This window comes from Microcystis aeruginosa FD4, assembly GCF_009792235.1.
In the GTDB taxonomy this organism is placed as follows: domain Bacteria; phylum Cyanobacteriota; class Cyanobacteriia; order Cyanobacteriales; family Microcystaceae; genus Microcystis; species Microcystis viridis.
This window is the reverse complement of record NZ_CP046973.1, coordinates 2,659,337-2,681,505: the sequence shown is the minus strand read 5'-3', so window position 1 is coordinate 2,681,505 and position 22,169 is coordinate 2,659,337. Positions and strand designations below refer to the sequence as shown.

Genomic DNA, 22,169 nt, shown 5'->3' with positions numbered 1-22,169 from the left:
GTCTGGGTACTGGCGGTGCGGGACAGTGCTATAGGGAGTTTCCTACCCTATTTATAAATCTTTGTCAAGTACAATTTATACCAAATTAGATGAGCTTACCCTGACCAACAGCCGCTCAGTTATTAGTATTCTCCCCCATTATTTTTTTCTGGTTCAAAAGATGATTATAGATCACACTTTTGAGAGATTGCCAAAAAGGAACTAATAAAATACTCAGAAGTGAGAAAATAGTAATCAGCCCATAGGAAGACATCGCCATTTGTCGGAAAAAAAGAGGATTTTCCGTGAGCGTTTCCCAGTCCTCCACCGATTCCAAACTACTATAAAAAGAGAAAAAATTGACCCAGAGGGGAATTGAAGCCAAAACCGCCGACAGAAGATAAACTGGAATAATTAATAAACTGGCAATCAATATCACACCCACAATTCTCCAAGCCGAGTTTTTAGTTAAATGCCAACCTCTCTTGATTGCTTGCCAACTACCTAAATTATCTTCAATTACTAAGGGCAATTCGGCAATGTAAATCCGAGCAGATAACCAAAGGAAGAAAAAAGGAAGACAGAAAAAAGCCAGTAAAATAAGCAATACACCAAGGATGGGGATAAAACTTACTAGCACCAGAGACAGCGTTATCGCCAAAATTATTGCCGCTCCCAACAAACCGATCAAAACCTGCAACCACCACAGGCGCCACATTTTCGGCTTAACTTTTTTTTCTGCTTGTCCGGAAGTTTCCGGCTGATAAATGATGTCTTGAAAAGCTAATCGTGAGATAACCGCATTATTGAAAAGAGACTTAGCGGCCGAGAAAATTTGTATCGGGAAAAGAAATAAACGTAAACCGATATCGCTGCCTTCTTCGGGGGTAATTGTTTGATAAAGTAATTGACTGAGAATTAATTGCAAAATTAAGGGAAGAAGCGACCACAAGCAGGCGCGGACAGCAAAGAATACATAAGTTTGGAAGCGATTGCGATAAAGACGGAAGGCAGTATTAATCGTATTGCCAATAGTCAAAGGCTCGATCGAATTGTTAGTCACGGCGGGACTCCTTACAGAATGCCACCACCATATTAGGTTAAGTAACTAATAACAGCTAAAAAACTTCCAATTTAATCAATATTTCCAGCGAAGACAACAATTGAAAAATGTTAGCCCAATTAGCCATCCTCGCTCCCGTCGCTTTTGCTAAAGTGGTAGAATTTGGCCAACGATTCAATTCCCCAGTTGAGAAAGTGCGATCGCATTGATGGTCTTAACTCGCTTGGGATTCGGTTTGCGCATGGTAGTAACTGGAGATGTCACCCAAACCGATTTACGGCAACCACAGGAATCGGGGTTAATTGCCGCTCAAAAAATCCTAAAATCAGTAGAAGGGATCGCTTTTTCTTACCTATCGCGGGCCGATGTGGTGCGTCATCCCTTAGGACAAAAAACCGTCTCAGCCTACGAACAGCACGAAAAATAACAGATTATGGATATTAAAAATGGTTTCGTCGATGCGGTGGGTAATACTCCCCTAATTCGTCTCAATAGTTTTAGCGAGGAAACTGGCTGCGAGATTCTCGGTAAGGCCGAATTTCTTAACCCCGGTGGTTCGGTCAAGGATCGCGCCGCTTTATATATTATCCAAGAAGCGGAAAAAGCTGGTACTCTCCAACCGGGGGGAACCGTTGTCGAAGGAACCGCCGGCAATACTGGCATCGGTTTGGCGCATATCTGCAATGCTAAAGGTTATAAATGCCTGATTATCATTCCCGATACCCAATCCCAAGAGAAAATTGACCTATTGAGAACCCTTGGCGCGGAAGTGCGTACTGTTCCCGCCGTTCCTTACCGGGATGCCAATAATTACGTTAAATTATCGGGGAGAGTGGCCAGCGAGATGGAAAATGCTATCTGGGCTAATCAATTCGATAATCTGGCTAATCGTCGCGCTCACTACGAAACCACTGGCCAGGAAATCTGGGAACAAACCGACGGTAAAATTGATGCTTGGGTGGCTGCCACGGGAACTGGGGGAACCTACGCGGGGGTGGCGATGTTTTTAAAAGACCAAAATCCCCAGGTGCGCTGCCTGGTGGCGGATCCGATGGGTAGCGGTTTATATAGTTATGTGAAAACCGGGACAATTACCCTTGAAGGTAGTTCAATTACTGAAGGGATTGGTAATAGTCGTATTACGGCTAATATGGAAGGCGCACCTATAGATGATGCCATTCAAATTGATGATCCCACTGCCATCAAAGTTGTTTATCAACTATTACAAAAAGATGGTTTATTTATGGGGGGTTCTGTGGGTATTAATGTTGGTGCTGCAGTAGCTTTAGCTAAACAAATGGGGCCAGGCCACACTATTGTTACTGTTCTTTGTGATGGTGGGGCCCGTTATCAATCTCGTTTATATAATCCTCAATGGTTGGCTGAGAAAGGGTTGGCTTAAATTGTTATTAGGGTTAAGTCAGCCGTCAGCTAGATTAAGGCGATGAACCCGGAATTTTACAGGAAAATCAGGCATTATCGGCTCGGAGATTAGTTGAGATAATGGTAGCGGTAGGGCAACAATTAGGGAATGCAGGAAGGTAAAATGAGGCGCAATGTTTGGCAAGCACCTGAGACAAGATAGACAATAATACTGATAACTATCATTATTATAGCGGTATTCGCTTGAGTGAGATACAGACCATCGTCTTGCCTAGACTGACTTATAGCTTGTTGCAGTATACCTCATTCGACTGCATACCGCTATAGGAGAATCCTTAGATGTCAGTTACTCTTGAACAAGACCTCAAAGAAGTTTGAGGTTCAATTAATCAGAAGTTAGATAATCTGCAAAAAGATGTTATGGATATTAAAATAGTACAGGCAAGATTAGAGGAAAAAGTCGATAGTTTAGAAAAAGATATTGAAGGGGTAAAAGAAGATATAAAAGAATTAAAAGGCTCTCAGAAAGCACAGATTTGGACGTTAATCGGCATCTTGGGAACAATTTCACTAGGAACAGTCATTCGCTATATTATTCTCCCTTTTTCTCAATCATAATTAGGGTTGGCTGAATAAATCTAAAAACCTTGTTGGATAAGGCTTTTAGACTTTTTTCCCCTCAAAAAGTGCTGACCATTGGAGTGATCGGGGGTAAAATTCAGGTACTTTTTCCCTGAAAATTAGGTAACTGACTACCTCAAAATCGGTAAAACCCTACACCCCACACCCTACACCCCACACCCTGCCCCCACAAAAAACTTTTTGCCGCAAACCCTACTTAACGAAGAACCGGAAACCATAAGAATTTCACACTTAATTGCGGTAACTTGAGAAACCTCTGTAAATTTCTTCTTCTGCTTTCAAAGGTAATTGGTTGAGGAAATAGGGCAGCTAATCTCTCTAATTGTACCGTTCTGTGACGAGAGTAAGAGCAGTAAGTACCTAAGCAAAATTAATTAGACATCTTGCTAACCCTCTCGCAAGAGTACAAGAGCGACTATCTCAACAGTCTGTTATTTTTCGTGCTGTTCGTAGGCTGAGACGATTTTTTGTACTAGGGGATGACGCACCACATCGGCTCGCGATAGGTAACAAAAAGCGATCCCTTCTACTGATTTGAGGATTTTTTGAGCGGCAATTAACCCCGATTCCTGTGGTTGCGGTAAATCGGTTTGAGTGACATCTCCAGTTACTACCATGCGCGAACCAAATCCCAAGCGAGTTAAGACCATTTTTAACTGTGCTGGGGTGGTATTTTGGGCCTCATCAACGATAACAAAAGCATTAGCTAGGGTTCGTCCCCGCATATAAGCTAAGGGAGCGATTTCGATTTTACCCCGTTCCATCAGGTCGGGAATTTTAGCCGCTTCGATAAATTCGTATAAAGCATCGTAGAGGGGACGCAGAAAAGGATCGACTTTTTGCTGTAAATCCCCCGGGAGAAAGCCTAGTTTTTCCCCTGCTTCCACGGCCGGCCGGGTAAGGATAATCCGTTCTACTTTATCTTCTAATAAAGCCTGTACGGCTAAAACGGCGGCTAAAAAGGTTTTCCCCGTGCCGGCAGGTCCAATACAAAAGGTGATATCGTGACTTTGAATCGCTTGGATATATTGACGCTGACGGAAGGTTTTCGCCCGAATTGGCTCCCCGCGACGGGTACGAGCGAGAATATCCTGCTGTAGTTCTTTATACTCGCTAGAACGCCCCGTATCGAGGGCATGGATAGCGGTCATAATATCGGCTTCGGCGATTAACTTGGCCTCTTGCCATAAAATACTTAAGGAGCGTACAATCGCTGTCGCACGCTCCACGGGGGTTGGTTGCCCCGCAATCCGTAATTCCATCCCTCTGAGGACTAAATTCGCCCCAGTTTGCCTGGCTATCAATTTGAGGTTAGCTTCTTGATGACCTGCTAAAGCGATCGCACTTTCTGAACTGGGGAATTGAATCGTTTGCCAAGTTTCCGTCATGCTTGGGGTTAAATTATCCTTTGGCTAGTTCTACCACTTTAGCAAAAGCGACGGGATCGAGGACGGCTAATTGGGCTAACATTTTCCGATTGAGGAGGATATTAGCTTTCTTTAATTGTCCGGTCAGTTGGCTGTAACTGATGCCCTGTTGACGGGCAGCCGCGTTAATGCGGGTAATCCAAAGACGACGAAAATCGCGTTTCCGTTTGCGACGGTCTCTATAGGCATTCCGCAAGGCCTTCATTACCTGTTGGTTAGCGGTACGGAATAAGCGCGAGTGAGAACCGCGAAAACCTTTGGCTAATTTGAGAATTTTTTTGCGTCGCTTGCGGGCGACATTCCCCCGTTTTACTCTAGACATGATAATCCTTTAGACAATTTTTCTGGAAAACTTACAAATAGGGCAACATTAAGCGCACTTCCTTCTCGTCGCGCTCGTGTACCAGGGTAATCTGGGACAAACGACGGCGCTTGCGTTCGGCACTTTTATGATCGAGTAGGTGATTTTTGAAGGCTTTGCGACGTTTGATTTTTTTGCCGCTTCCCGTGGCCTCGAATCGTTTGGCCGCCGCCTTTCGCGTTTTTAGCTTGGGCATAAACTCCCTTTTATTAAATCGACACAATCACTAATAATATCACAAATAGAGGACTTTGGGCAAGGAGTAGCTAAAAGATTCCCCGGCTTATCCCGACTTTGGCCAGGTCTGTGCTTGGGAATTAAATCAATCGGGAATTTTTCCCCTTCCTCTCGATCGAATCGCTAAGATGTGGATGAAGTCTCGTGTTAACACGCATCTGGAGAAGTCATGGCTAAAACCCTACTAGAACAATTACGCCAATTTACAGTGGTTGTTGCCGATACCGGCGATATCCAAGCGATCGAAGCTTTTACCCCCCAAGACACCACCACTAACCCCTCCCTGATTACGGCTGCAGCCCAAATGCCCCAATATCAGCCGATTGTCGATCAAACCCTGCAAGCGGCCAGAAAAGAATTAGGGGAGCAGGCCACCCCAGAAGATGTGGCCAAATTAGCTTTTGATCGCCTAGCGATCGGTTTTGGCCTACAAATCCTGCAAATCGTCCCCGGCCGCGTCTCCACCGAAGTGGATGCCCGTCTTTCCTACGATACCCAAGCTACCATCCACAAGGCCCGTTATCTCATTTCCCAGTATGAACAAGCAGCTATCTCTAGAGAAAGAGTCTTAATTAAAATTGCCTCAACTTGGGAAGGCATTAAAGCCGCAGAAGTCCTCGAAAAAGAGGGAATTCACTGTAATTTAACCCTATTATTCGGTTTCCATCAGGCGATCGCCTGTGCGGAAGCGGGAGTAACCTTAATTTCTCCCTTTGTCGGTCGGATTCTCGATTGGTATAAAAAAGAAACTGGTAAAGACTACGTTGGCGCTGAAGATCCTGGAGTCCAATCCGTTACCCAGATCTATAACTACTATAAAAAGTTTGGTTATAAAACCGAAGTTATGGGGGCAAGTTTCCGCAATATCGGTGAAATTTGCGAGTTAGCTGGTTGTGATCTTTTAACCATTTCTCCGAAACTTCTCGAACAATTGCAAGAGACAGAAGCCGATTTACCCCGGAAGCTCGATCCAGCATTGGCTGCAACCCTTGATATTGTCAAAATCCCCATGGATCAAGCCACTTTTGAGAAAATGCACGCCGAAGATGCCATGGCTTCCGAAAAACTAACGGAAGGTATTCAAGGTTTTACCAAAGCTTTAGAATTATTAGAACAATTGCTGATTCAACGTTTAACCCAGTTGGAAGGTCAGTCAACCCTAGAACACGCCGCCGAAGATATTTTCCGAGTCTATGATCATGATGGGGATGGTTTTATCACCCGGGAAGAATGGGCAGGAACCGACGCGGTATTCGATGCGATCGATATTAACCATGATGGGAAAATTTCTCCCGATGAGATCGCTGTCGGTTTAGGTGCGGCTTTTCGTTTAGTGGAAGCATAGAATTAGTCGTGAGTTGAACGAACCAGCATCAGTCCCCACCCGCACTCACGCACCGGTGGGGAAAGTGCAGGGAGTGGGTAGCTTTTTGTTGTGAATAGTGAACAGTAACCAGTAATCAGTAATCAGTGAAAAGAAAGCTCTGAACTTGCCACTTAATACTATTTCACTGAAAACTAAAATCTGATCACTGGTCACTGATCACTGATTAAGCTGTCTCTTGGGCAGCGGCTAATTCCGCCAGTTTTCCCTGTTGATCCTTGGCGATACAGGATTGGATCACCCCTTCGATGTCGCCATCTAAAATGCGATCGAGGGAAAAATTCTGATTTAAGCGATGATCGGTGAGACGATTATCCTTATAGTTATAGGTGCGAATTTTTTCCGAACGGGAACCGGTTCCCACCTGAGAGCGCCGCATGGAACTGACCGCTTCCTGTTGTTCCTGTAACTTCATATCGTACAGTTTCGCCCGGAGAATCTGCATGGCCCGTTCCCGGTTTTGCAATTGCGATCGCTCTTCGGTGCAGAAAACCCTGATTCCCGTGGGTTTATGGATTAAATCGACCGCAGTTTCCACTTTATTGACATTTTGACCGCCTGCCCCCCCGGATCTAGCCGTGGTTAACTCAATATCCTTGGGATCGATATGCACTTCCACATCGTCCACTTCTGGCATAATCGCCACGGTAGCGGTGGAAGTGTGGACGCGACCACTCGCTTCCGTCAGGGGAACCCGCTGCACCCGATGGACTCCCGCCTCAAATTTCAGCTTACTATAGACGTTATCGCCTTTAATCTCTAAAATTGCCTCTTTAAATCCTCCCATATCCGCCGGAGATTCACTCAAAAGGCTAACTTTCCAGTTTTGAGTTTCGGCATATTTTGAGTACAAACGCACTAAATCCCCCGCCCAAATACTGGCCTCATCACCGCCAGTCCCAGCGCGAATTTCTAGCATGATATTCTTTTCATCGAGGGGATCCCGGGGTAGCAGCAGAATTGTTAATTGGTCTTCCAAAGTGGCGATTTTTTCCTCTAATTCTGCCACTTCTAGGGCGGCCATTTCGCGTAATTCGGGATCACTGGCGGATTCTTTGAAGATTTGTTTCGCACCGATTAAATCCTCTTGACTTTTTTGCCAAATTTCGTAGGTGTTGACCGTTTCCTCTAGGGAAGCGCGGGATTTGGCCAGACGCTGTAATTCACCCGGATTACCGGTGACATCGGGATCCGCTAGACGACGGGTTAATTCTTTGTAGGTCTGTTCTACAGATTGCAGTTTGTTTAGTAAATAACTTTCAGCCATAATCGATAGCCACCAATAGGGTTAAACGGGGTTAATTTGAAGATAACCCGCAAATTCACTGGATTAGAAGCGTCTGACAGATAATAGAGACGCAATCCTTTTAATTGTCTTAATTTTCTTTGTCTGGAGTTCTTCGAGCTAGGAAAAATCCCGCTCAACTGCTGAGAGTCAGTCAGTTTTGCTAATACTTAGAAATATTTTTGGGCCAGCAAGCGGCAAGGGAAGACATTTTTTTCTTAACCAGATTATTCCTATATCCGAAGCTATCATTTTTTGGACAGTTTGAGCAAGTAATCTTAAATCCTGTTTAAAAGTGGGGTGTGGGGTGTGGGGTGTGGGGAGTATTTTCAGTTATCAGTGACCAGTAACCAGTTATCAGTGGGGTAGTGGGGAGTATTTTCAGTTATCAGTGACCAGTAACCAGTTATCAGTGGGGTAGTGGGGTAGTGGGGAGACCACTTCGTGCGCGTTGCGGGGGAGATGGGAGATGGAAGCAGGGAGAAAAAAGCTGATAACTGATAACTGATCACTGATAACTGATCACTGATAACTGATCACTGATAACTGATCACTGATAACTGATCACTGATAACTGATCACTGAATACTAAACCTGTCGGAAAGGGGTACAAAAAATGCTAGGATTGCCACAGCACAGAGAAAAGTGAAAGAAAGGAATATAACTTTACATGGAAGAGTTTGACAAGTCAATATCCTTTGATGGCAGGGATATTCGACTAAAAATAGGGCTTTTAGCCCCCCAAGCTGGCGGTAGTGTTCTGATCCAATCGGGAGAAACGGCGGTTTTAGTGACAGCAACCACAGCCAAAGCCAGAGAAGGAGTAGATTTCTTGCCCTTAACCGTTGATTACGAAGAAAGATTATACGCTGCCGGCCGCATTCCGGGAGGATTTTTGCGTCGTGAAGGTCGTCCCCCGGAAAAAGCAATTCTGACTGGTCGTTTGATTGATCGCCCCCTGCGGCCTCTATTCCCCAGTTGGCTACGGGATGATATTCAGGTGGTCGCTACAACCCTCTCGATGGACGAGGAAGTCCCCCCAGATGTTTTGGCCGTTACTGGAGCTTCCGTGGCGGTTATGTTGGCAGGGATTCCCTTCCAAGGGCCGATGGCAGCGGTGCGCGTCGGTTTACTAGGGGATGAATTTATCATCAATCCCACCTACAAGGAAATCCATAACGGAGAATTGGATCTAGTGGTGGCCGGTAGTCCCGAAGGGGTGGTGATGATCGAAGCGGGAGCCAATCAGTTACCGGAACGGGATATTATTGAGGCGATCGATTTTGGTTATGAAGCGGTCCGCGACCTGATCAGCGCTCAACGGGAATTGATCGATCAGTTGGGTATTCCCCTCGTCACCCGAGAAGCACCGGCAGTAAACGAAACTGTGCAGAATTTCCTGAAAGAACAAGCTAAAGAGGAAATTAAACAGATTCTCTGTCAGTTTACCCTCAGCAAAACCGAACGGGATGAGAAATTAGAGGCGATCGAAAATCGGCTCAAGGAAACGATAACCGCTCTCCCCGATGAAGCTCCCTTAAAAGCTCCAACGCTGGAAGAACCGAAGTTAATCGGTAATCTCTTCAAGGATCTGACCAAAAAACTGATGCGCGCCCAAATTATCGAGGATGGGGTGCGGGTTGATGGTCGCAAACTGGACGAAGTACGGCCGATTTCTTGCCGGGTGGGAGTTTTACCCCGTCGGGTTCACGGTAGCGGTTTGTTTAATCGCGGTTTAACCCAGGTGCTTTCGATCGCCACCCTTGGCACCCCCGGTGATGCTCAGGATTTGGGGGACGACCTCCATCCCGAAGACGAAAAACGCTATCTTCATCACTACAATTTCCCACCCTTTTCCGTCGGTGAAACCCGTCCCATGCGTTCTCCCGGCCGTCGAGAAATCGGTCACGGTGCTTTAGCGGAAAGGGCGATCGTACCTGTCCTTCCCCCCCAGGAGGAGTTTCCCTATGTGCTGCGGGTGGTGTCGGAAGTCCTATCTTCTAATGGTTCCACCTCCATGGGTTCCGTGTGCGGTTCTACCCTGGCGCTGATGGATGCCGGTGTTCCCCTGAAAAAACCCGTTAGCGGTGCGGCCATGGGTTTAATTAAAGAAGGGGAAGAAGTGCGGATTTTGACCGATATCCAGGGTATCGAGGATTTTCTGGGAGATATGGACTTTAAGGTGGCTGGCACTGATTCTGGCATCACCGCTCTCCAGATGGATATGAAAATCCCCGGTTTAACCCTGGAAGTGGTGGCCAAGGCGATCGAACAAGCTTTACCGGCCCGCAAACATATCCTAGAAAAGATGTTAGCGACCCTAGAAAAACCGCGCACGGAATTATCTCCCCACGCACCCCGGTTATTGACGATCAAGATCGATCCGGATCTGATCGGGTTAGTCATCGGGCCAGGTGGTAAGACGGTTAAAGGGATTACTGAACAGACCGGCACGAAAATCGACATCGATGACGATGGGACTGTCACCATTTCCTCCACCGATGGGGAACAGGCCGAAAAAGCTAAACGACTGATCTACAATATGACCCGCAAACTCAATGAGGGTGAGGTTTATCTCGGTCGCGTGACTCGCATTATCCAAATCGGCGCTTTTGTGGAAGTTTTGCCGGGGAAAGAGGGAATGATCCATATTTCCCAATTGGCCGAGGGACGCGTCGGTAAGGTCGAGGATGAAGTGGCCGTGGGGGATGAGGTGTTAGTCAAGGTACGGGAGATCGATAGTAAAGGTCGTCTCAATCTCACCCGTCTCGGTATTCATCCCGATGAGGCCGCCGCTGCCCGTAAGGCTGCTACTGTAGTCTAGGTAAATTTTTTGTTCATGGTTAACTCTCGATCGCTCGATCGAGGGTTTTTTTATCGCTAAAATTACCTAAAAACAGCAATAGAGACGCAAAAACCACGCCTCTATCCCGGTAGTTTCCCTAGATATTGTTTCTGACTACCAGCTAGACTTGACCACACCTGGTAAGAGACCTTGGTGGGACCATTCCCGTAAAACGTTGCGGGATAAACCAAAATCGCGATAGTATCCTCTCGGTCTGCCGGTCGCTAAACAACGGTTGCGGTGACGACTGGGGGCGCTATTGCGGGGTAATTCCTGTAATTTTTGGTGAATTGCCAGTTTTTCTTCAAAATCTTCGGCGGTACGGAATTGTTCTTTTAGTTCCGTCCGTTTAGCTTCGTATTTTTGTCTGAGACGAGCGCGTTTTTTCTCGCGTTCTACCATCGATTTTTTTGCCATGGGGTTTCTCGAAAAAGATTTAACCTGTAAAGACAGCATTTTCCATTATAACCTGAATCTCTCCTTGGCTGTCAGACTATAATTCTGCCCGCTCCCTAACACTGGTGACAAAGGTAACATTTCTTGATATTAAGTCTTAAAGTCCTGGTTGAAAATTTTAGGCTCTTCGGAATTTGTTATGCAAATAATTAACTTAAAATAAAATTCGATGAGAGCGCCTACGCCCAAAAGTAGCTGAAATCCATATAGGAAAAGACTTAAGACACAAACTGGTTAATACCAAAAGATAGACAATCGAGTTAAGATTTGATATAATAGCCAAAAACCCGAGTATTTTACTTATGATACTTGACAAATTTTTGAACCTAGAAGGAACCTCTATTCAAGGCTATCGACACCTAGAAAATATCGGTATAGTTTGACCAGTCGAATCGAAAAATCAAAAAGCGACCTGTCCTCGTTGTGGGTTAGAGAGCGATAAACTACACCAAAATCATCGACATTTAGTCAAAGATTTACCAATCTCAGGACAACCAGTGTACCTACAAGTTAATCGTCGTCAATTTAAGTGCAATAATTGTCGAAAACCCTTTAGTGAAGAGTTAGATTTTGTCGCCAGTAAACGAACCTATACGAAAAGACTAGCCGAAAATATACTCGAACAATTAAAAGAAGGAGATATTTTAAATGTTAGTCGAAGAAATGACGTAACGGAAGAAGAGATTCAAAGAATGTTAGAGGACATCGCCGAAGAAATTACAGAGCCAGACTTATCGGAATTAAAAAGACTAGGAATTGATGAAATCGCTCTAGTCAAAGGACAAAAAAATACTGTGCAGTTTTAGTAAATTTAGATACGGGAAAACTAATAGCTATTCTAGAGAAGCGAACACACTCTTGAGTTGAGGAAAACGCTTACAGACTAGGGAAAAGAGGTGTTAGAGCCAATTGAAGAAGTCAGCATAGCTCTTTGGTTGTCCTATAAAAATTTGGTGAAAGAATTGATGCCATCGGCCGAGGTAGTCGCCGATATATTCCATGTCATGAAACAAATTAATCAGGAGTTAGACGAACAGAGAAGAGCAGAAAAAAGAGCCGTAGAAGCGCAGAAAAATAAAAAACAGAAAGCGGAAAAAGAAGCAAAACTAGAAGTTTTAAAGCGAAGTAAATATAGTCGGTTGAAAAATGAAGAAGATTTAACGGAACCCCAAAAAATCAAACTAGAAGCTATCAAAGAAAATTGGGCAAATTTGAAAGAGATGCACGAATTAAAGGAAGAATTCAGAAGGATGTACGAAACCTCAAAGAATCCGAGAGAAGGACTGCTATCCATCTCGGAATGGTTGGTCAAATCCTCCAGTGTTTTTACCAAGAGTTGTCAAACAATCAGAAACTGGTTTGGAGAAATCATTAGTTATTTCGAGCGAAGGACAACGAATGGGGTAGTCGAGGGAATCAACAATAAACTTAAACTAATAAAACGGCGAGGCTATGGCTTGAGAAACTTTCGGAATTTTTGGGTTAGAAGTATGTTGTCTTGGCATTTTGGCTGTTGATTTAGCATAAAGAGTAACGAAGAGCCAGGGTTGTTTGGCGTTTTTGGGGCGAGTCTCGCTTTTAGCTTGTGCTGTGTCAGGTAGATAGCAGCCGAGGGAACTTTGATTCCTTCTTAATTCTCGTGATATTGTGCTTTGATGACATCCGAGCAAGACGGCCATTTGCTGTTGAGATAAATTTCCCTCTTGACTAAGTTCGTAGAGCAAGTTTCTTTGTTCTATGTTAAGATGTTGGCGGCTCATTTTTGGGTCTGATTTGTTGTTGTATTGATCAGACAGTACCTGATGAGCCTTTCTCTGTCAACTCTTGAGGAGTCGTGCGTTTCATTTTTGAATTGGCAATCTTCAATGCTGCTTTTGAGAGAGAGACGGGTTGCTAAAGCCTATATAATAAGTAGCCATAGAGATGCCGACAACTTTCCCTGTCGATAGCGAATAAGGAGAAAAAAACCAAGTGTTTGTCCTCAAAGGTTACGAGTATTTTCTAGGATTTCTGCTCGCTTGCAGTTTAGTACCAATCCTATCCCTAACGGCCTCCAAAGTCCTACGGCCTAGTGGTGGTGGTCCAGAAAGACGCACTACCTATGAATCGGGGATGGAACCGATCGGCGGTGCTTGGATTCAGTTTAACATTCGTTACTATATGTTTGCCCTCGTTTTCGTGGTTTTTGACGTGGAAACCGTCTTTCTCTACCCTTGGGCAGTAGCTTTCAATCAATTGGGCCTATTAGCTTTTGTAGAGGCACTGATCTTTATTGCTATCCTTGTGGTTGCTCTCGTCTATGCTTGGCGGAAAGGAGCCTTAGAATGGTCATAACGGCCATAATTTTCCTGATTTTTGACTTTTCATGAGAGGATAACCCGATGATTCCCAACCCTACCAGCGAATTTAAGCAAATTATCGAACAACAAAGCGAAAAAATCCTCAATCCCATCGAACGCACGAAAGTTACCCAGGATTTATCGGAAAATGTCATACTCACTACCGTTGATGACCTGTATAACTGGGCGCGTTTGTCAAGTCTTTGGCCGATGCTATACGGTACAGCTTGCTGTTTTATCGAGTTCGCAGCCTTGATTGGTTCCCGTTTTGATTTCGATCGCTTTGGTTTAGTTCCCCGTTCTAGTCCCAGGCAAGCCGATTTAATCATCACTGCCGGTACAATTACCATGAAAATGGCCCCCGCTTTGGTGCGTCTGTATGAAGAAATGCCAGAACCTAAATATGTGATCGCCATGGGTGCCTGTACGATTACGGGGGGAATGTTCAGCAGTGACTCCACCACCGCAGTTAGAGGGGTAGATAAGCTTATCCCCGTGGATGTCTATATACCCGGTTGTCCCCCCCGTCCGGAAGCGATTATCGACGCGATTATTAAACTGCGGAAAAAAGTCGCTAACGAATCTATTCAAGAACGTGGGACTGTCCTCCAGCAAACCAATCGTTATTACAGCACTACCCACAAAATGCAGGCCACGGAACCGATTCTTACGGGTAAATATCTGCAATCGGCCACCCGTCAAGCACCTCCGAAAGAGTTGCTAGAAGCCACCGGTATGCCTGTTCCCCCCGCTCTTTTGACCACGAAACAAAAGGAAGAAATCTAAATGACTGAAGAAACGACAGCTATTGTGCAAGCTGGCCCCACTTCGATTTGGTTAAGCGAAAATGGTTTTGAGCATCAAGCTTTAGAAGCTGACCATAGTGGTGTGGAATTGATTAAAGTAGAAGCAGACTTTTTAATTCCTCTGGCCACTGCTTTATACGCTTATGGCTTTAATTATCTCCAATGTCAGGGTGCTTACGATTTGGGACCGGGGAAAGAATTAGTTAGTTTCTATCATCTGGTCAAAGTAACCGATAATGTCGATAGTCCCGTGGAAGTGCGCTTAAAAGTCTTTCTTCCCAGAGATAATCCCCGGGTTGCTTCGGTTTACTGGATTTGGAAAGCAGCTGACTGGCAAGAACGAGAAAGTTATGATATGTTCGGCATTATTTATGAAGGACATCCCCACCTGAAACGGATTTTAATGCCAGAAGATTGGGTAGGTTGGCCTCTACGCAAAGACTACGTTTCTCCCGAATTCTACGAACTACAGGACGCTTACTAAGTCGAGAATTTAATCAGTAATAAGTAGTCGGACATAAATTCTGTCGTCTGTCTTAAGAAATGTAATTCTGGCAATTCTTGCTCACTCTTGACTCCTGACTCCCACGGTTAACTTTACTTTTGTCCGACCACTTATCGGGTTAGAAGATATTTCTAGCCCGATTTTTTTGAGATTTAGGGACAAGATAAGCTATTGACTATTTAGTCGGTTAAATCTACATTTCGTAGCCAAACTTATTGGCATCCACTTCTTGTAAATTAATATCGATTAAACCGTATTCTAACCAGCGTTGGGAAACCTTGACCGCCATGGCCGGATCCGACTCCAAAGGTTCCCCCCATTCGTGGTCGGTTTCAGGATACATTTTTGTCGTGGCATCAATTCCCATTCTCCCCCCTAAACCGACCTTTTCGCTGGCAAAATCGAGGCTATCAAAGGGGGTTTCCGGGAGAATAAACACATCGCGAACCGGATCCACTTTAGAACTAATTGCCCAAACTACTTGCCGGGGGTCGCGAATATTAATCTCCTTATCGACGACGATGACAAATTTAGTATAGGTGAACTGGGGTAAGGCACTCCAAAAAGCTAAGGCCGCTCGCCGCGCTTGTCCGGGATAGGCTTTATCAATGGAGATAATCGCCGCTTTATAGCTTAAAGCCTCCATCGGCAGGAAAAAATCCCTGATTTCCGACACCTGTTGCCGCAAAATCGGCGTATAAATACGATTAAGAGCGATAGCCATCATCGCTTCTTCCTTGGGAGGACGACCGCTAAAAGTGGTTAAGTAAATGGGGTCGCGACGATGGGTCATGCAGTGGAAATGAATCAGGGGTGAATCTTCCACACCGCCATAGTAACCCATGTGATCACCAAAGGGTCCATCTGGCAATACCTCTCCGGGGGTAATTGTTCCTTCGAGGACGATTTCTGAGTCGGCCGGCACTTCCAAAGCGAGGGTTTTACACTTGGCTAACTGTACCCCGGAACCGCCGTACAATCCCGCAAACAGCCATTCTGAGAGATCTACGGGGATGGGAGTGGCAGCGGCCATGATAATCAGAGGATCAACCCCTAAAGCGATGGCTATTTCTAATTTTTTGCCCATTTGTGCCGCTTTTCGCAGGTGACGCGCCCCACCGCGCACGGATAACCAGTGGACGGTCATGGTATTGTGAGACTGTAGCTGTAAGCGATAGACACCGACGTTAGGGGTTCCCGTTTCGCAATCTTTAGTAATTACTAGCCCTAGGGTGATAATCTGGCCTGCATCCCCCCGATAGGGGCGAATCATCGGAATTTTCTTTAAATCTACTTCATCCCCCTCTAAAATCACCTGTTGACAGGCAGGGAAAAAGTTACGGTTGGGTTTGGCTTTCAGCACATCAAACAACACTTTACCAAAATCGATCGCTTGGGAGAGTTTTTTCGGCGGTTTCGGTTGTTGCAACAGGGCGAGTTTTTTGCCTAAATCTTCCAATTCTTCGGGTTTATTCAGGTTCATCGCCCAACAGATGCGTTCTACCGTTCCCATCAGGTTAATAGCGACGGGAAACTCTGCTCCTTGCACTTTTTCAAACAGTAGGGCCGGTCCCCCTACCTGTAGCATCCGATTAGCGATCTCGGCAATTTCTAAATCGGCAGAGACCGATGCACTAATGCGGCGTAATTGCCCACGATCTTCTAAAAGCTTAATAAATCCTCGTAAGTCTCTAGCCATGATGAAGAAATGTAAATAAATCCCTGTCTCTATTATCTCTTAGGGCGGCAGTTTCGGTGGGGGGTAGTCACTGTTTTGAGAGTTGGAGGCGATTCTCGTCTAGAATTAAGTAAAAAAATCCCCATCTTGCCAGGGTCATTCCTACCCCTAAATTTATGCTTATTCAGCCCAGAGGTCAATATGATTAAGGATATTGAAATTAGTAATTTTAGATGTTTTGAGCATACCAAAATTGAAGGTTTTGAGCGAGTTAATTTAATTGGTGGTAAAAACAATTCAGGGAAAACCGCCTTGTTAGAGGCAATATTTTTATATAGTTATCCCTATCCAAATACTATTCATCCCTACATCAGAGGAATCATTCGTAGGCAATCTTTAGCAGTTGTTCAGGCTGTTCCTAAAAATGCTTGGGATAATTTATTATTCAATCTTGATAGAAAAAATATTATTGAGTTAAAAGGCTCCCAATCTAACCAAGGAGATAAATTGGTAAAAATATCGATTTCCGATTCTCTTAAAGATACTGTTCTAGGCATCTCTGAAGACTTACAAAAATTATACGATTTTATCGCTAAAAATAAATCAGTTATTTCTATCTTAAATATTCACACAAGTTTTGACCATGATAATGACTCAAATGATGGTCAACTGAACTATTTTTTAATTGCTAGTTCTGAGGGAATACTAGCTTTACCTGATGCGGGTGATGAGGAACCAGTAATCATTGCCGCATCTGCCAATAAATCTTTGAAAGAATTGAGCGAGTCCTATACTAAAATAGTTTTTAATGAACAGGAAGAAGAAGTGCTAAAAGCTCTACAAATTCTCGATCCGTCTCTTGAAAAAATAGAAAGTTTTTTTCTGGGCGAACCAAATTTATATCTGAAAAGAAAAGAAAGAAAACGCCTCCCCATATCTCTGTTTGGTGAAGCTATTAATCGTCTGATAGAGATGATTTTTGCTCTACTGCTTAATCCGCAAAAAATTATTTTTATCGATCAAATAGAAAATGGTCTTCACTATACTGCTTACCCAGAGCTTTGGAAAACTTTATTCCGATTAGCTATGGAACTAGATAGCCAAATTTTTGCCACAACCCATAGTTTAGAAATGATCCAAGCTTTTGCCGATGTGGGGTTAGAATATTATCCAGAACAGGGAGCCTATTTTGAACTAGCCAGAAGTCCCAGAACTGATAAAATTATCGGTATTAAAAGTGAATTAGATATCTTAGATTATGCTCTCAAGCACAATGATCGAATCAGAGGTGAGTAGAATCGTGGCTAATGTAATGATTGTTGAGAGTCAAGATGATGCGGCTTTTTTACGAGCTATTATTGAGCATATTAATGAATCGACTCATCTAACGATAACTATTGTTGAATTTTATATTCTAGACGGAATAGAACGAGAAAATTATCGTAGCCTTGAACAACGGCTGAAACGACTTAATAACACCTTGCTCAAAGATGATATTCAAAAGATAGGTATTGTTTTAGATTTAGATGAACAAACCAGACAAGAAAGACTTGCTCTGGTTAGTCAATGTATTCAAAGAGTTTTTAGAGAAGCAGCCAGGATAGATGATACCCAAAAGCTATTTCAATTAAATGCTTCTACGAATACTCAAATAGGTTGTCATTTTCTTCATGTTAATGAACAGGGGGAACTAGAGACAGTGTTGAGAGAAATTAAAACCCAAGATTCTCCCCATGCTGATTGTGTAGAAGCTTGGCGATCCTGTCTTGCACAAAAAAATATTGATATAAATCGTAAAAAAATTGATAAATTGTGGATTCAAAACTATATCAGGGAAGATACACCATCACAGAATGAAAAAAGAGAGGCTAAGAAATATTGTAATTTATCCCATGCTTTAACCAAAAAAGACATTTGGAACTTTGAGCATGAAGTATTAAATGAACTCAAAGAATTTTTACAACTATTTGCTGTCTAATCAAAAATCCCCCTAGAAATCTAGAGGGATCGGGGAATATATGGAGTGCAATTTAGAAGTAAATTGTACCACCCCAGCGCTCGTCTAGACGGGGAGCAACCAACAGATAAGCGGCGACGTTATACACATCATCTTCGGTGAGATTGCGTAATTCTGGGAAGATATCGGGACGGCTAACATTGGGATGAAATTCGCTTAGATCATCTTCACCATCGTAACTGGTGGGATGTTCTAGATAATCAATCAATGCTAACAGATTATCTCTGGGGGGTTCCGCTTTTGCCAGATCACCCAGACCCAAACTGACATTATTATTAGTTTTGGTTTTACCTTGCAGGTGACACTTAGTACAATTGGCGACAAAAAGTTTCTGTCCTTCCGTCGCTTGTTCAGAAGTCAAAGTCACCGATTCCCCTGCGTCATTGAGGGTGATGGTGAGGGTTTTTTCATCGAGTTCTAAGGCACTAGCGCCGTTAAGATTGAATTGTAATACAAAAAAGACTACAGCGATCGCTGCTACCATCAAACGTTTGATCATTGTTCTCCTACTCGCAATTGTTCCAAGAAAGGGGATTTTAAGGTGACTAAAAAATTTTCTCCTCTGGGAGGGTGTTGATCGATTCTAAGTGATCACGGACACCGAGAAGATCGCAGTGGGGAATAAAGTCAAGGGGACGTTTCCGTTTTAGAGGCGGTTACTCCTGAGCGTTGGGATAAAATCAGTGAGATAATTGCTTTAGCATCTTCTAGGGCGAGATTAGTCTGCCGATCTTTATAGGAGATGCCTAATTGGTCGCAAAGTGACAACACAGATTCATCGGCCAGATCGTACTCTGCCGCAATATCAGCGATCGATAGATCAGCAAAACCCATAGTCTAACGCACCCACCAAGGATAGAGAATACTTATTAGTTACCATAATTATCATGCCATTGCCGGGGACATTCTTAACAGTGATCAGTGATCGGTCGTCAGGATTCAGGAGTCGGTCGTCGGTCGTCGGTCGTCGGTCGTCAGGAGACAGGTTTTGGGGTTTTGGGGTTTTGGGGTTTTGGGGTTTTAGTTCAATTTCCCCACTTCCCCACCTCCCCAATTCATAATTCATAATTCATAATTCCCACTCCCCCTACACTCCACACCCTACACCCTACACCCCACACCCCACTTCCCCATCACCCCATCACCCAACTCCCCAAACCCTCAAAATTCCCTAATTTTCCCGACTTTTGGACTATTTACTCCCTAAGATAGAGACTCGTGTAAACAAATTTAATTAAAATCGCAAAAAACCTGAAAAAATACTAAAATGTGATTAAGAATGTTATTTTTAGCGTTGTAAGGCTAAATCTTTCTCGATAACATTGTAATCATACCTCCACACTCTTTTGTACAAAGAACTACACCTTTGTTAACTTATGGATATACAACTGATCAACATCGGCTTCGGTAATATTGTTTCCGCTAATCGGGTTATCGCCATCGTTAGCCCAGAATCGGCTCCTATCAAACGCATCATCAGTGATGCTCGGGATAAAGGCTGTTTAATCGATGCTACCTATGGAAGACGGACTCGTGCGGTGATCATCACCGATTCTAGTCATGTGGTGCTGTCGGCCATTCAACCGGAAACCGTGGCTCACCGTTTCGTGGTCAACAAAGAAGCCCCTGTTAATAGTAGCAACTAAGTTATTAACCCCATGCAACCCGGTCAATTAATCGTCATTACTGGCCCTAGCGGTGTGGGCAAGGGTACGCTAGTCCGGCATTTACTAACTCGTTTCCCTAACCTCTACCTGTCCGTATCCGCTACTACGCGCCCACCTCGACCGGGTGAAATTGAGGGGAAAGATTACTACTTTCTCGACCGTCCCAGTTTCGAGGAGAAAATGGCAGCTGGAGAATTTCTAGAATCGGCCGAATACGCAGGCAATTATTATGGAACTCCCCAATCAGCGATCGCCGCTCAATTAGTGGCAGGCCAGACCGTAATTCTAGAAATCGAATTAGAGGGGGCCAGACAGGTGTGTCAAAGCTTCCCCGAAGCGAGGAGAATCTTTATCCTACCCCCCAGTTTCGAGGAATTAGAACGTCGTTTGCGCGACCGGGGCAAAGATGCCGAAACAGCGATCGCCCTTCGTCTAGAGCGCGCCCGAGAAGAATTGGCCGCCAGCGAGGAATTCCCCGCTCAAATCGTCAACGATGACCTAGAAACCGCCCTAGATGCCCTCGAGAAGATTATTTTTAGCCGTTAGGTTTTAGGGTGTTGGGGTTTTAGGGTTTTAGTTGAAATTCCCCAATTCCCCACTTCCCCAATTCCCCAATTCCCCACCTCCCCAATTCCCCACCTCCCCAATTTCCCTATCCCCCCATTCCCCTATCTCCTAATCCCTACCCCCCATTCCCTAAGTTACAATCAAAAAACTAACCGCAGCAGCAAGACAAGAAAGTGCAATGATTCCTACCGTTATTGAAACCACAGGCCGGGGCGAACGCGCCTTCGATATCTACTCCCGACTACTCCGGGAAAGAATCGTTTTTTTGGGACAAGAAGTAACCAGCGACCTGGCTAACCTAATCGTCGCCCAATTACTCTTTCTAGAAGCAGAAGACCCCGAAAAAGATATTTACTTGTATATCAACTCCCCCGGTGGTTCCGTTTCGGCTGGATTAGGGATTTTTGACACCATGAATCAAATCCGTCCCGATGTCAGCACCATTTGTATCGGTTTAGCTGCCAGTATGGGGGCTTTTCTCCTCAGTGCCGGCAAACCGGGCAAAAGAATGAGCCTACCCAACTCGCGGATCATGATTCACCAACCCCTCGGCGGCGCCCAAGGTCAGGCCACCGATATCGAAATTCAGGCCAAAGAAATTCTCTATCTCAAACAATTACTCAATGAACACCTAGCTAGTCATACGGGTAAACCTCTCGACCTTATCGCCGAGGATACGGAAAGGGATTTCTTTATGTCCGCCGAAGAGGCTCTAGACTATGGTTTAATCGATCAAGTGATCGATCGCAGTCCTTCCGCTTCCAACCCTAGGGGGTAAACAATTATGATTGGGTAGGCTCTGTCTACCCAGATTTTTGTAAATATTTAGTAAGCGGAAATTAATCATCGATCGTCGTTATTAATATTAAATAACAGTGAAAAGTTCTAGCGGATTGGGTTAAGATCGAGACGTAACCCGAAGAAAATTGCAACAGGAATCGGTAGAAACCCCCCGGTGGGTTATTAACGGAAATTTTTTTACTGGCAATCCCTATGAACTATCATCCACCCTCACAGCCCCTGCCCGCCCCCTGTATTATTGACTCTGGCGTGGTAATCGCTAAAGAAGATATGCGTCGTCTCCTCGATGATCTCGGACGAGTTCGCTACATCCACAGCCTCGAAGGGGTGATTCAGAGTGAAGGGGAGGGATGGATAGTGGAAGTTTTCGCCGATTATCAGCAAAGCACCCTAGTCGCTAACTACAGTCTTTATCTCAATACCTATAGCTTCGATTATCTGCGTCTAACCCGCTCTCCCGACGGTGAAACCTATTTTGATCTGATCCAAGACAATCGGCAATTACGGCTGATTCCCCTGAGTAATCCACTGCAAGACCCCGAGATGAAAGCCCGTCTCAATGCTGATACCCTCGAAGCCATGGTTACTCAGGTACTTTCTGCTAAGTGGGATGTGCAGTTTGAAGACGAAGACGACAACGATTGCCCCTTTTAGGCAGCGAGCAAAAATACTGGTTACTGGTTACTGATAACTGGTTACTGATAACTGATAACTGATAACTGAAACA

General features: G+C 44.5%; 23 protein-coding genes and 5 pseudogenes. 15 read left to right on the top strand and 13 right to left on the bottom strand.

The window, feature by feature from the left end:
• Positions 1-122: 122 nt before the first annotated feature.
• Positions 123-1,042, bottom strand: a pseudogene (locus tag GQR42_RS13645) (hypothetical protein).
• 208 nt (positions 1,043-1,250) lie between these two features.
• Here GQR42_RS13645 and GQR42_RS13640 point away from each other — a divergent pair.
• The 3 genes and pseudogenes from GQR42_RS13640 to GQR42_RS13630 form a co-directional block, all read left to right on the top strand.
• A pseudogene (locus GQR42_RS13640) lies at positions 1,251-1,469 on the top strand (PhoH family protein); the annotation flags it as partial.
• 6 nt (positions 1,470-1,475) lie between these two features.
• Entirely contained in the window at positions 1,476-2,444 is a 969-nt protein-coding gene (locus tag GQR42_RS13635) for a cysteine synthase A (RefSeq protein WP_158200374.1), read from the top strand.
• Positions 2,445-2,809: 365 nt separating this feature from the next.
• The gene (locus tag GQR42_RS13630; RefSeq protein ID WP_233271411.1) at positions 2,810-3,043 is read left to right on the top strand and encodes a hemolysin XhlA family protein; all 234 of its coding nucleotides are present in this window, start codon (positions 2,810-2,812) and stop codon (positions 3,041-3,043) included.
• A 223-nt stretch (positions 3,044-3,266) separates the two neighbouring features.
• Here the strand turns inward: GQR42_RS13630 and GQR42_RS28795 are convergent.
• The 4 genes and pseudogenes from GQR42_RS28795 to rpmI all read right to left on the bottom strand — a co-directional run.
• Positions 3,267-3,404: pseudogene (locus tag GQR42_RS28795) on the bottom strand (IS4 family transposase); the annotation flags it as partial.
• A 94-nt stretch (positions 3,405-3,498) separates the two neighbouring features.
• Positions 3,499-4,455, bottom strand: coding sequence for a PhoH family protein (locus GQR42_RS13625; RefSeq protein ID WP_158200373.1), 957 nt, complete (start codon positions 4,453-4,455; stop codon positions 3,499-3,501).
• Between the two features lie 13 nt (positions 4,456-4,468).
• The gene (rplT, locus tag GQR42_RS13620) at positions 4,469-4,816 is read right to left on the bottom strand and encodes a 50S ribosomal protein L20 (protein ID WP_151696679.1); all 348 of its coding nucleotides are present in this window, start codon (positions 4,814-4,816) and stop codon (positions 4,469-4,471) included.
• Between the two features lie 31 nt (positions 4,817-4,847).
• Positions 4,848-5,051 carry a 50S ribosomal protein L35 gene (gene rpmI, locus GQR42_RS13615; RefSeq protein WP_002781071.1) on the bottom strand — a complete coding sequence of 68 codons (204 nt, stop codon included), beginning with the start codon at positions 5,049-5,051 and terminating at the stop codon, positions 4,848-4,850.
• 210 nt (positions 5,052-5,261) lie between these two features.
• Here rpmI and GQR42_RS13610 point away from each other — a divergent pair, with 210 nt between their 5' ends.
• Positions 5,262-6,437 (top strand): transaldolase, encoded by a 1,176-nt coding sequence (locus tag GQR42_RS13610; protein WP_158200372.1) that lies wholly within the window; start codon positions 5,262-5,264, stop codon positions 6,435-6,437.
• A gap of 205 nt (positions 6,438-6,642) precedes the next feature.
• Here GQR42_RS13610 and prfA read toward each other — a convergent pair whose 3' ends face one another.
• A complete protein-coding gene (prfA, locus tag GQR42_RS13605) occupies positions 6,643-7,743 on the bottom strand; it encodes a peptide chain release factor 1 (RefSeq protein ID WP_158200371.1) in 1,101 nt (366 codons plus the stop codon).
• Positions 7,722-7,901: a hypothetical protein gene (locus tag GQR42_RS30005; RefSeq protein WP_158200370.1), complete on the bottom strand. Its 180-nt coding sequence runs from the start codon at positions 7,899-7,901 to the stop codon at positions 7,722-7,724. Before GQR42_RS30005 ends, prfA begins: the two co-directional genes overlap by 22 nt.
• Before the next feature lie 530 nt (positions 7,902-8,431).
• Here GQR42_RS30005 and GQR42_RS13595 point away from each other — a divergent pair.
• Positions 8,432-10,585: a polyribonucleotide nucleotidyltransferase gene (locus GQR42_RS13595; RefSeq protein WP_158200369.1), complete on the top strand. Its 2,154-nt coding sequence runs from the start codon at positions 8,432-8,434 to the stop codon at positions 10,583-10,585.
• Positions 10,586-10,720: 135 nt separating this feature from the next.
• On the opposite strand, the gene rpsN is transcribed toward GQR42_RS13595, so the two are convergent.
• Positions 10,721-11,023: a 30S ribosomal protein S14 gene (gene rpsN, locus GQR42_RS13590; RefSeq protein WP_158200368.1), complete on the bottom strand. Its 303-nt coding sequence runs from the start codon at positions 11,021-11,023 to the stop codon at positions 10,721-10,723.
• A gap of 341 nt (positions 11,024-11,364) precedes the next feature.
• Here rpsN and GQR42_RS13585 point away from each other — a divergent pair.
• Positions 11,365-12,579, top strand: a pseudogene (locus GQR42_RS13585) (ISL3 family transposase).
• Here the strand turns inward: GQR42_RS13585 and GQR42_RS13580 are convergent.
• Positions 12,568-12,822 (bottom strand): annotated as a pseudogene (locus GQR42_RS13580) (helix-turn-helix domain-containing protein); the annotation flags it as partial. The pseudogenes GQR42_RS13585 and GQR42_RS13580 overlap by 12 nt on opposite strands.
• A gap of 211 nt (positions 12,823-13,033) precedes the next feature.
• Between GQR42_RS13580 and ndhC the strand changes: the two are divergent.
• From ndhC to GQR42_RS13565, 3 genes are read left to right on the top strand one after another with little or no spacing between them, the layout of a single operon-like run.
• Positions 13,034-13,396 (top strand): photosynthetic/respiratory NAD(P)H-quinone oxidoreductase subunit C, encoded by a 363-nt coding sequence (gene ndhC, locus GQR42_RS13575; protein WP_002739390.1) that lies wholly within the window; start codon positions 13,034-13,036, stop codon positions 13,394-13,396.
• Positions 13,397-13,443: 47 nt separating this feature from the next.
• Positions 13,444-14,187 carry a photosynthetic/respiratory NAD(P)H-quinone oxidoreductase subunit K gene (ndhK, locus tag GQR42_RS13570; RefSeq protein WP_158200367.1) on the top strand — a complete coding sequence of 248 codons (744 nt, stop codon included), beginning with the start codon at positions 13,444-13,446 and terminating at the stop codon, positions 14,185-14,187.
• The gene (locus GQR42_RS13565) at positions 14,188-14,691 is read left to right on the top strand and encodes an NAD(P)H-quinone oxidoreductase subunit J (protein ID WP_002780471.1); all 504 of its coding nucleotides are present in this window, start codon (positions 14,188-14,190) and stop codon (positions 14,689-14,691) included.
• A gap of 214 nt (positions 14,692-14,905) precedes the next feature.
• Here GQR42_RS13565 and GQR42_RS13560 read toward each other — a convergent pair whose 3' ends face one another.
• Positions 14,906-16,411 (bottom strand): UbiD family decarboxylase, encoded by a 1,506-nt coding sequence (locus GQR42_RS13560; protein WP_158200366.1) that lies wholly within the window; start codon positions 16,409-16,411, stop codon positions 14,906-14,908.
• A 180-nt stretch (positions 16,412-16,591) separates the two neighbouring features.
• On the opposite strand from GQR42_RS13560, the gene GQR42_RS13555 reads away from it, so the two are divergent.
• The gene (locus GQR42_RS13555) at positions 16,592-17,686 is read left to right on the top strand and encodes an AAA family ATPase (protein WP_158200365.1); all 1,095 of its coding nucleotides are present in this window, start codon (positions 16,592-16,594) and stop codon (positions 17,684-17,686) included.
• Positions 17,664-18,368, top strand: coding sequence for a DUF3226 domain-containing protein (locus GQR42_RS13550; RefSeq protein WP_158200364.1), 705 nt, complete (start codon positions 17,664-17,666; stop codon positions 18,366-18,368). The genes GQR42_RS13555 and GQR42_RS13550 overlap by 23 nt, the downstream gene beginning before the upstream one ends.
• Before the next feature lie 52 nt (positions 18,369-18,420).
• On the opposite strand, the gene psbV is transcribed toward GQR42_RS13550, so the two are convergent.
• The 3 genes from psbV to GQR42_RS13535 form a co-directional block, all read right to left on the bottom strand.
• Positions 18,421-18,906, bottom strand: a complete 486-nt coding sequence (gene psbV, locus GQR42_RS13545) for a photosystem II cytochrome c-550 (RefSeq protein ID WP_158200363.1) — start codon at positions 18,904-18,906, stop codon at positions 18,421-18,423.
• A gap of 128 nt (positions 18,907-19,034) precedes the next feature.
• Complete coding sequence (locus GQR42_RS13540) at positions 19,035-19,241, bottom strand: hypothetical protein (RefSeq protein ID WP_002735525.1); 207 nt, start codon at positions 19,239-19,241, stop codon at positions 19,035-19,037.
• Complete coding sequence (locus tag GQR42_RS13535) at positions 19,228-19,473, bottom strand: hypothetical protein (protein ID WP_158200362.1); 246 nt, start codon at positions 19,471-19,473, stop codon at positions 19,228-19,230. Before GQR42_RS13535 ends, GQR42_RS13540 begins: the two co-directional genes overlap by 14 nt.
• A 310-nt stretch (positions 19,474-19,783) precedes the next feature.
• On the opposite strand from GQR42_RS13535, the gene remA reads away from it, so the two are divergent.
• The 4 genes from remA (at position 19,784) to GQR42_RS13515 (ending at position 22,096) form a co-directional block, all read left to right on the top strand.
• Positions 19,784-20,053: an extracellular matrix/biofilm regulator RemA gene (gene remA, locus GQR42_RS13530; protein WP_002737924.1), complete on the top strand. Its 270-nt coding sequence runs from the start codon at positions 19,784-19,786 to the stop codon at positions 20,051-20,053.
• Positions 20,054-20,065: 12 nt separating this feature from the next.
• The gene (gmk, locus tag GQR42_RS13525; RefSeq protein WP_158200361.1) at positions 20,066-20,620 is read left to right on the top strand and encodes a guanylate kinase; all 555 of its coding nucleotides are present in this window, start codon (positions 20,066-20,068) and stop codon (positions 20,618-20,620) included.
• A gap of 160 nt (positions 20,621-20,780) precedes the next feature.
• Positions 20,781-21,419 (top strand): ATP-dependent Clp endopeptidase proteolytic subunit ClpP, encoded by a 639-nt coding sequence (gene clpP / locus GQR42_RS13520; protein WP_257792647.1) that lies wholly within the window; start codon positions 20,781-20,783, stop codon positions 21,417-21,419.
• 215 nt (positions 21,420-21,634) lie between these two features.
• Positions 21,635-22,096: a hypothetical protein gene (locus tag GQR42_RS13515; protein ID WP_158200359.1), complete on the top strand. Its 462-nt coding sequence runs from the start codon at positions 21,635-21,637 to the stop codon at positions 22,094-22,096.
• Positions 22,097-22,169: the final 73 nt, after the last annotated feature.